General features: G+C 34.7%; 11 protein-coding genes. 2 read left to right on the top strand and 9 right to left on the bottom strand.

What is annotated here, in order from left to right; translation table 11 throughout:
- Nucleotides 1–4: 4 nt before the first annotated feature.
- The 8 genes from QNH43_RS03280 to QNH43_RS03245 all read right to left on the bottom strand — a co-directional run bounded on the left by QNH43_RS03280 (nt 5) and on the right by QNH43_RS03245 (nt 6,359).
- On the bottom strand, nt 5–664 hold the full coding sequence (locus tag QNH43_RS03280; protein ID WP_283916791.1) for a hypothetical protein: 660 nt from the start codon (nt 662–664) through the stop codon (nt 5–7).
- Nucleotides 655–1,368, bottom strand: a complete 714-nt coding sequence (locus QNH43_RS03275; protein ID WP_283916790.1) for a 4'-phosphopantetheinyl transferase family protein — start codon at nt 1,366–1,368, stop codon at nt 655–657. The genes QNH43_RS03280 and QNH43_RS03275 overlap by 10 nt, the downstream gene beginning before the upstream one ends.
- Nucleotides 1,369–1,732: 364 nt before the next feature.
- Nucleotides 1,733–2,020: a transposase gene (locus QNH43_RS03270; protein ID WP_076371023.1), complete on the bottom strand. Its 288-nt coding sequence runs from the start codon at nt 2,018–2,020 to the stop codon at nt 1,733–1,735.
- A 79-nt stretch (nt 2,021–2,099) separates the two neighbouring features.
- A complete protein-coding gene (locus QNH43_RS03265) occupies nt 2,100–3,692 on the bottom strand; it encodes a hypothetical protein (RefSeq protein WP_283916789.1) in 1,593 nt (530 codons plus the stop codon).
- Entirely contained in the window at nt 3,667–4,383 is a 717-nt protein-coding gene (locus QNH43_RS03260; RefSeq protein WP_076371019.1) for an ABC transporter ATP-binding protein, read from the bottom strand. The genes QNH43_RS03265 and QNH43_RS03260 overlap by 26 nt, the downstream gene beginning before the upstream one ends.
- Nucleotides 4,384–4,432: 49 nt before the next feature.
- Complete coding sequence (locus QNH43_RS03255) at nt 4,433–5,221, bottom strand: ABC transporter permease (RefSeq protein ID WP_283916788.1); 789 nt, start codon at nt 5,219–5,221, stop codon at nt 4,433–4,435.
- Entirely contained in the window at nt 5,218–6,123 is a 906-nt protein-coding gene (locus tag QNH43_RS03250; RefSeq protein WP_283916787.1) for an ABC transporter ATP-binding protein, read from the bottom strand. Before QNH43_RS03250 ends, QNH43_RS03255 begins: the two co-directional genes overlap by 4 nt.
- On the bottom strand, nt 6,120–6,359 hold the full coding sequence (locus QNH43_RS03245) for a PLD nuclease N-terminal domain-containing protein (RefSeq protein ID WP_034305547.1): 240 nt from the start codon (nt 6,357–6,359) through the stop codon (nt 6,120–6,122). Before QNH43_RS03245 ends, QNH43_RS03250 begins: the two co-directional genes overlap by 4 nt.
- A gap of 403 nt (nt 6,360–6,762) precedes the next feature.
- Here QNH43_RS03245 and QNH43_RS03240 point away from each other — a divergent pair, with 403 nt between their 5' ends.
- On the top strand, nt 6,763–7,308 hold the full coding sequence (locus QNH43_RS03240; RefSeq protein ID WP_076371013.1) for a helix-turn-helix domain-containing protein: 546 nt from the start codon (nt 6,763–6,765) through the stop codon (nt 7,306–7,308).
- Nucleotides 7,309–7,428: 120 nt separating this feature from the next.
- Here QNH43_RS03240 and QNH43_RS03235 read toward each other — a convergent pair whose 3' ends face one another.
- Nucleotides 7,429–7,989 (bottom strand): thioredoxin family protein, encoded by a 561-nt coding sequence (locus tag QNH43_RS03235; protein WP_283916786.1) that lies wholly within the window; start codon nt 7,987–7,989, stop codon nt 7,429–7,431.
- A 217-nt stretch (nt 7,990–8,206) separates the two neighbouring features.
- Here QNH43_RS03235 and QNH43_RS03230 point away from each other — a divergent pair, with 217 nt between their 5' ends.
- Entirely contained in the window at nt 8,207–9,058 is an 852-nt protein-coding gene (locus tag QNH43_RS03230; protein ID WP_283916785.1) for a GRP family sugar transporter, read from the top strand.
- The last annotated feature ends 16 nt before the right edge of the window (nt 9,059–9,074 follow it).

Raw genomic sequence — 9,074 nt, 5'->3', positions numbered from 1 at the left:
CCCATTATTTTAAATATGTGCCTGATGCAACTGTCAACATATGAAAAACTAAAGAAATTAAAGCTATTACAAACGTTATGATTATTGCATTTCTTCTCTTGGCGAGCGCCAACTTTTCCAGACTAAAACTGAATAGGATTAAACTTACAATGTAAAACAATTCAAACTCGGCCATGAAGGTGTGAAGGATGGTATTTTTATCATGCACAAGTAAGGATAAACTAGTAAACGTGGTTTCCTTGCTCTTGACCAATAATGCGATTATTGCATTAACACCGGATCCAATTACGATGCATATCCCAGCATTTATGACAGCTTGGCAAATTCCTTTAATATTTACCGGTCTTTCTTTTAAAACTAAAAATAATAGGCACACAATTAATATTTGAATGATGAAAGTGACCAATAATCCTAGAGCCCCCATTACAATTGTGTTAATGGCAAAACTCATGGCCCCGATCTCTGAAATGGACATGCCATTTAATACATTCATCCCTTTTTGATCCGCAGAATATAACAAAAGCGTCGTTTCGATACCAGCGATTAAACTGAGTAGTAATAACGAAATTATTAACTTATGAAATCTATCCTCTTTTTTAAAAAGATATTGTGCTAATTTATTATTGTTTTTAAATTCAGCATTTGCTTCCATTTTTAATTCCATTGGTATTCCCCCTCAATTATTTTCGTAGAGTTTATTGGAAAGGTAACGCTTCTTATTTCATCATTCACGAGTACGACCGCTGATTTGTACTGGGGAAAATTTCTATAGAAAAGTGAGATGTTATCATGATCCATTTCAGCCTTGGAAATCTCATAGATTTCAAGTGGAGAGGTCAATCCTGTTTTTAGTATTTTTGATAGACTTTCTTTTGCACTAAAGAAAATTTCATTACTTAAAAGACCATCACTATCCTTAATCATCTTTTTCTCGGATTCAGTTAAATAGGTCTCTAAAAATTCAGAATCAGTTTTCGTTTTAGTTTCAATATCGATTCCCATTGGATGCAGTTGATCAAAAATCAGTATCCCGAATGTTTTATCCGTATGAGTGATGGATATACCCATGTTCATGTTCATTAATAAGAACAAGTTATTAACAATAATCGGCTGTCCAAAGACTCCTTTCAACAGTGATACATTCTTTATTTCATCCAAACCTATATCTAAAAACTCCATAATTGCTTTTTTTCCAAAGTACAAACTTTTCTTTGCTTCGATGGTTCTTTTCCCATTTTGTAAATTAAGATAATTCCATTCCTTTTCGTTGAAAATATCATCAATATAGTCCAAATTGACTGAATCCGCTTCATAAAACTTGATGTAAGATTTATAAAATTTTTTCTTATTCATAAAATATTCAATCAATTATAATTTCCCTCCTCTCTTTCTCCTGAAATTCGACAATTTTTCTCCATTTTTTTCCTCAAAAATTTCTTTTTTTAAACAATTATTTCATTTTCTAGGTTAATTATTACCTATTATCATTATCGATAACACTTTATCACAACAATTTTGCCGAGTCCATTAAAAATTTGTAAATTATCTACATTACATAATAACTTTACCATTTTTTATTATTTTTCCTCTTTAGTAGTATTTTCATAGGGAATTTAGTATGAAATACTTTTAAAATGTGCATGAAGTGAATAAATTTCCCAATAAAAAAAAACCATATTTTATTTTTCACTATAATTTGTGAAAAATAAAATATGGCTTACATACTGTTCGATCATTTTGGCTGTTTCGTAAAAATGTGCATTGCCTTTTTTAATATCTCATTCTCTTCCTGTAAATCTTTAATTATTTTGTCCTTTTCCTCTTTCAGACTGAGACCTGAAAAACCAATACTGGAGTCCGCTGGGCCCTCTTCATTTGTTTCTTTATAAATATTGACCCAATTTCTTAATGTAGGTGTCGAGATATTAAGTTCTTCGGCCAATTCCCTAGGTTTTCTGCCTTCTTCCAATACTAATCGAGCAGCATAAATTTTAAAATCTCTATCATGGTGCTTCCCCATAATAAGACACTCCTTTTTTAAATTTATTTAGTGCCGATTTTCTGTACTTCCTTTATATACTTTTCTAATATAACGACTTTCATAAATTATATTTCAACCTATTAATCAAAACGGAATTGATCGCTATCACGATCATTAATATGATGAGAGCTCCCATCAGGGGTTGGACACTGAACCAAACCAAACCAAAATGAATGGCTGTAACCATGATTAATAATGGCAATCCATAAAGCAGGCTTATTAATACATTGGGGTTTGATTTAATGGCAGCAGATGGATTCTCCCATTCTATACTTGGATTTTTCATATCATATAATGGTGTTAGAAGATTATAGCAAACCACTAAACAAGAAATAATTAATAACATGACTGCATTTTCCATTTCCCAATAGCCAAAAAGTGCAAATATCATAAAGCTGATCAATACGGCTATAATTCCTATTATTGATGAAAATATCACTTTAGAAAAATAAACATATTTTTCATCAAAAGGGGCACTTTTCAGCAAATAATGATATTTCCCTTCTCTTGAATATGGGGTTCCGCTTATATTATTTATACAACACAAGAAAAGGATCGAATATGAAAAATATTTATCAAATACTCCCTCTTTCGTTATATTCAAATAATTCGGGAACACTTCATTCCGAATCAGCAATAACATGACAAGTGAAAAGACCGGCGGCAATAAAAGACCTAAAGCGATTTGCATCTTAAAATATGCTTCAGATTTAATGATCCACATCTCTCTTTGTAAATAGTTACTCCATTGATTTTTTGATATATTAACCTTTGAGTTTTTCATATTCGCTTTGTTATTTCCCAATAACCCGTTTTTGAAATAATGAACGGAAATGTTTTCTATAATAAATGAATACAATAGGAAACCCATTACTAGTATCGAAATATAAATGATAATAAATTGAACTGTTATTTCATTTGATACAAAGGCATCCAGTATCCACTTAACCACTGGAATCATATTTGCGGTTTCAAACATATGTCTCATTATGAATGCCCACGAGTTTTTTAGCCCTTCAATAGAATTCAAATCTATTTCCGAGATGACCTTTGATAGGGCAATCGATGATTTTCCAGCAAAATATACAATGGAAATAATCGCAAGCATGAGGATGACAGCAATGTTCACCAGTAAGTATGCTACTTTATTTTTGAATCTATAATAATACCTATTAATGCACGATAAGATAAAAAGCAGGAGCAAAGCCGTTAAACCATTGACAATCGGTAAAAATATGAATAATTTAAACGCTTCCATAAACTTTAGATCGACTATCAAGAAGCCGATTGTTGGCACCTGGATTGCCATTGATAAGATGATGGGTACCCATAAGCCACTTAATACCTTAGCCCTTGATATCTCCTTATAGGTGAGTGGAAGAGGCGCCAATACTTTAAATTCATAATAAGCAAATATTTGCGATGTGGACAAATAGCAAACCAATGCAAAGACGAGAATGCTAGAAATCGTTACATTATAAAACAGGAAGACCTCGGTATCTCCAAGAAAATAAACAAAGGCATTTACGACAGTCAGCTGCAAAAACATATAAAAAACGGCTATTATCAGTACAGCCTGCAACATTGTCTGCTTGGGCATTTTATAGAAGGAAGAAATGAAAAATCTAGTTAACTGAAGTTTTTCCTTCATATACCTGAGCCTCCATAAAGGTAGATTCCAATGAACTTTCACCTATTATATTTTGTATTTCATCATGCAGGATGATTTTTCCCTCTTTTAAAATAGCCACTGTATTACAAATCTTCTCTGCCACATCCAGCAGATGCGTCGAGAAAAACACTGTACCGCCCGTTTCAACATATTGTTTGATTAACCCCTTAAAAACTAAAACGGCGTTTGGGTCTAATCCATTTAACGGTTCATCCATAATGATGATCGGGGGATTAATGGTAAAAGCCGCTATCAAGGAAACCTTGTGCATCATTCCATAAGAATAACTTCCCATTGGCTTTTTAATGGACTCCTGCATCCCAAACCGATTGATATATTTCCCCAACCGTTCTTTGTCATCATTTCCATATAGGTTCATCAAGAAACGAATCCAATCAAATCCCGACACATTGTTAAAAACATTGATAGTATCAGGGATGAAGAAAAATTGTTTTTTATATTCTATGCCGTCTTCTTTGGTCAGGCCATTTATTTCAACCTTTCCATTTTCAGAATCTAAAATGCCCGTAATAATGTTCAGCGTCGTGGTTTTCCCTGCGCCATTTGCCCCTATAAAACCTAAGATTTCCCCTTTTTGGATTTCTAGATTTACACCATTCAAAATCTTCTTGGCCGAGTAGCTTTTCTCTAAATCTGTGATGCTTAACAATGTTATCATCCTCCCATCACTTCATGATTAACACATTTCCATCCCCAACTTACTCGCTATTGAATTTCTTTTTTGAAATCCATATGTTCGTTACCAATATCGTTACTGCCGTTAACACAAGTGCCGCTATTGCACCCCAAATCGCCTGTGAATTGACTGTGCCTAAAATCAGTACTTCCATGGCATGTTTACTCATGCTTGCCGGATTCAAGTTGTCTATAACCGGACTTAACCCAACTATGATCCTGCAGCCTAGGAGAAATACTATCGAAATTAATGCAATAATACCCTGACTATTAAAAATGGTACTGATCATCGTCGTGAATGAAACGATAAATAGGATCCACAGCAGATAGAACAGCAAAGCCACTACTAAATCCCCAAAATCAACACTCGTAAACAAAAAAACTACATACAGATATGAAACCAAATATCCCAATGCTACACTGCAGGCAACAAACAGATAATTGGAAATGATTTTCCCGCTTATATAAGATCCAACCGTCACTGGCCTTGTAAGAATGAAAGCCAGCATACCATTTGCTTTATCGGATTGCACGACTCCCATCATGGAAACGATGATGATCATGACCCCTAGCTGATCGAATTGGGACCCTAGGGTACTAGCAAGAACTTCGCCGCCTTTTTGGGCAGCCATGCTTGGATCAATGGTGATCCCTTGGCCCCCGCCAAGTGCTTCTAATATTGAAGGTAAATAATAGCTTACGACTGGTTGAGTTATTCCTAAAAATATAAAAACAAGCGGCAGCCAAATCACTTTATATTCACGTAACATCTGAACAAATTCCTTTTTAGCTAAAACGGCAAAATTATTCATTTTTCCACCACCAATTTTAAGAATATCTCTTCCAATGTATCGTTATCTATTTCGAACCTTACTAGATCAACATTATGCTCCAAAGCATTCGCCAGTAACATATTCTTGTTTGACTCAATATTTTCCACTTCTATCTTCAATTTATTTCCCATTACCTCTACACCTTTGACAAAGTTCAAGCTTTTAACATTTTCAATCCATTTTTGACTTTTTGAGGTTATGTCGACATTGATTTTATTTCCGCTATTCCTGTTTAATAATTCCGACATTGTTGTGTCCTCAATTTTTTCACCACTTTTTATAATGACAAACCTCTCACATATTTCTTCTGCATCGCTTAATATATGCGTCGATAATAAAATTGTCGTATCTTTCTTTATCTCTTTTATGATATTCAACACTTCTCTCCGGCCGATTGGATCCAATGCCGAAACCGGTTCATCCATGACAATCAATGCCGGTTTATGTAACAGCGCCTGTGCAATTCCAAGCCTTTGTTTCATTCCGCCTGAAAAAGTCCGCACCTTCGAATTCTCTTCCCCGCTCAACCCCACTTTGGACAATATCTCTGGAATGCCGCTTAATAATTCTTCCCTCTTGATACCCGAGAGCTGGCCCATAAAATTGAGGGTTTCCTTGGCAGTCATCCATTGAAAGAAGTTGGGGTATTGTGGTAAGTAGCCTATCTCCCTTTTCATTTTTGAAATTTTCTTACCATCAAGCAATACTTCTCCCATACTTGGATCTATAATATCTGAAATCACTTTTATTAGTGTCGATTTACCAGCCCCATTTGGCCCTATCAATCCAACACATTCCCCTGATTGCAGTTCCATTGAAAAATTATTGACCGCTGTTTTTTCTTTGAATTTTTTTGTAACATTTTTAATCTCTAATTTCATATTCTCTCACTGTCCTTTCTACCGATGACGAAGTACAGAATTGGACCGATAGTATTTGCAAAAATAATGATGAGTGTCCACAATAAAACATTTTTCCTCGTCTTTCGATTTCTGTATAAATCAATTAATGCTATAAGGACTAAAATCATTCCAATAGCAATTACCGGTAAAATAATCGGCAGAATAGACATGAAATCAATATCTTTCAATTCGTTCCAGCCGTAATGCAATTCCATATATACCACTCCTTTGAAAACGAAATATTATTATCATTATCGATAATGATAACATGCAAAATGGAATTTTGCACCTATTTTTTTTCTTTAATAAAATATTGTTTTAGTATTTATTGTTATTTATAATGATAATATTATCACAATGAATAATATTAAAAATATAGTGTTATTTATTAAATTTCATTTCATGAAGACGTTATTTTTTTACACTTATTTTAAAATGCTTATTATTTACTTCGAAAAAATATTTCTGTTATATTATTTTTCAAACCGTGTCATTTTTATTTAAATGAAAATGATTCAAACATTACAATATATGATGAAATAAACTTATTATTCATGACCAACATTAAAATTGATTAAAAAATTATCCAGTTATTATTTCCAATGTGAGGAGAATAAGATGATTAATAAAGCTGAAATTTTAATGCATCCTGTAAGAATAAAGATTACCCAAGCTTTAATGCGAAACAGGGAAAATGGTTTAACACCATTGGAAATGTTAAAAATCATTAAAGATGTACCCCAGGCAACATTATATAGACATATACAGGTCCTGTTGGATTCAGGGGTCATTCGCATTGTAAAAGAAAAAAAAGTGAGATCCGTTTCCGAAAAATACTATGTTTTAAATGAAGAAGAAGCGCGACTTAGCGGGGAAGAATGGAAAAAATCTTCTAATGAGAAAAAGGTGAACTATTTTTCTTATTATCAATTATCCCTTATGACTCAATATCAAAACTATCTTACGAAATTAGAAGAAAGAGACTGCGCGGAAGATGGTTCAACCTTTTCCCTTTTAGAACTAAAGCTTGATGATGAAAGCTTTATTAACTTCCAAAATGAATTGAACGATTTAATGTTAAAATACTACAAAGCTACGAATCAAAGTGCTAAACAAGATTCTCCTATTCGAACAATCGGCGTTACAATTATTCCAGAATCATAAAAAATGAAAAGGCTGTTCCAAAAACATGGACTAAAGAAAGGCAGTCTCCATTTTTTGAAACAGCCATTCATTATGGACCCACCCTTTTTTTGGACAGGTCAAAAAGTGCCATACCCGCTGTCAGCAGCTCCCCAATGCTTCCTTGATGCTGCTGTATACTTCGGCCCACAAATGTTTTTCTTCAGCAAAAGCCGCAGTTATCTTTTTAATGACTGCTTTTTGCTCTGCCTCGAAACGTTCATCATCCTTGGCCGGCAGGTCAGACCTTAACTCCATTACGTACTCTTGTACCTTTGGTGCACGAGGTCCCCAAACAGCTTTTTCTTCACCATTCTTATCAATGAATATAAAAATGGGAATCGAACGCGCTGTTCCATTCGTTAAGTATTGATCCATCAGTTCAAGATTTTGATCTCGTAAAACCATGCGAGTTTCAATATTTGCCGCTTCAGATATATTCAGCAATATAGGAATATTCATCATCGCGTCTCCGCACCAGTCTTCAGTAATGACAATGGCTCGAAGTTCCTTCGTCTTTAATTCATCAAAAAAACCTTGGTCCTCTTCAAAAATGGAAAAACCCTCCTGAATCGATTGTAAGTTTTCTTTATGGACTTTCATCGAAGATACAAATTCTTTAGCAGGAATCCCCTTGTCAAACCATTCATTCAGTGTCGTCATACTATTTCTCCTAACTATTTTTAAATTAAAAGTACCATAAACCACTTATTATTTCATTGTTTCCACACTGAAAAATAAAATGACAAATTGGTAAATTAAAACCATGTTTTTCTTTCCCGTGTAAAGGGAAAACTCTAAATACATTCAATAGCTTGCTAACTACCCATTTTTTTATATTCATTAAAACATTGTTTTCTAATTTAGGAGATGAAATTTTGTGGAAGGTTTTCTCTTTGCGCTACTCCCTGCATTGACATGGGGCAGCTTAGTGCTTGTTTCCGAAAAACTCGGGGGTAACTCATATAATCAAACACTTGGCATTACAATCGGTTCATTACTGTTCGCCATCATGATGTCATTCATCAATCCGCCGGAATGGAGCAATCTAGTATGGGTTGTCGGCATCATTTCAGGGATAGGCTGGGCATTCGGGCAATTATTTCAGTTCAATAGTGTCAAGGAAATCGGAGTATCGAAAACCGTTCCAATCTCAACAGGACTGCAAATTCTAGGAAATACATTTTTTGCGGTTATCATTTTCAGGGAATGGAATGACAGGATTACAGTCATCATCGGCATCGTTGCAATAATCTGTTTGGTTACAGGTGTCTTGCTGACGAGCTACGGAGATGGTGATGACAAAAAAGAAGGAAGCTTGAAAAAAGGCGTTTTTTACCTTGCCATTTCAACGGTGGGTTATGTTACATATGTCATTGTTGTCAGATGGAATGCAGTTGACGGATGGTCGGCGATCCTGCCGCAAGCAATCGGCATGTTCCTGGCTGCCCTGCTCCTTTCCATCAAACATAAACCGTTTAATAAGTATGCTAGGCGAAATATTCTTACTGGAGTGATGTGGGCAGTCGGTAATATCGGTCTCCTGCTCGCTAATCCAAAAGTGGGCGTTGCCATTGCATTCTCATTTTCCCAAATGGGAATCGTTATTTCAACTTTAGGCGGAATCTTTCTTTTAGGAGAGAAAAAATCCAAAAAGCAAATGGCCTTCGTCATCATTGGGTGTGCACTCGTAATTGCTGGCGGAGTCATGATCGGCTTTACAAAAGAATAGTTAAAGGAGCGATAAA

Source organism: Peribacillus simplex (assembly GCF_030123325.1).
In the GTDB taxonomy this organism is placed as follows: domain Bacteria; phylum Bacillota; class Bacilli; order Bacillales; family DSM-1321; genus Peribacillus; species Peribacillus simplex_D.
Note: the sequence above shows the minus strand (reverse complement) of the source record. Positions and strands in the feature narration are given on the sequence as shown.

Excerpts from the sequence above, each read along its gene's own strand:
- QNH43_RS03280 (WP_283916791.1), bottom strand. The coding sequence starts at position 664 with ATGGAATTAAAAATGGAAGCAAATGCTGAATTTAAAAACAATAATAAA.
- QNH43_RS03270 (WP_076371023.1), bottom strand. The coding sequence starts at position 2,020 with ATGGGGAAGCACCATGATAGAGATTTTAAAATTTATGCTGCTCGATTA.
- QNH43_RS03265 (WP_283916789.1), bottom strand. The coding sequence starts at position 3,692 with ATGAAGGAAAAACTTCAGTTAACTAGATTTTTCATTTCTTCCTTCTAT.
- QNH43_RS03255 (WP_283916788.1), bottom strand. The coding sequence starts at position 5,221 with ATGAATAATTTTGCCGTTTTAGCTAAAAAGGAATTTGTTCAGATGTTA.
- QNH43_RS03250 (WP_283916787.1), bottom strand. The coding sequence starts at position 6,123 with ATGAAATTAGAGATTAAAAATGTTACAAAAAAATTCAAAGAAAAAACA.
- QNH43_RS03245 (WP_034305547.1), bottom strand. The coding sequence starts at position 6,359 with ATGGAATTGCATTACGGCTGGAACGAATTGAAAGATATTGATTTCATG.
- QNH43_RS03240 (WP_076371013.1), top strand. The coding sequence starts at position 6,763 with ATGATTAATAAAGCTGAAATTTTAATGCATCCTGTAAGAATAAAGATT.
- QNH43_RS03235 (WP_283916786.1), bottom strand. The coding sequence starts at position 7,989 with ATGACGACACTGAATGAATGGTTTGACAAGGGGATTCCTGCTAAAGAA.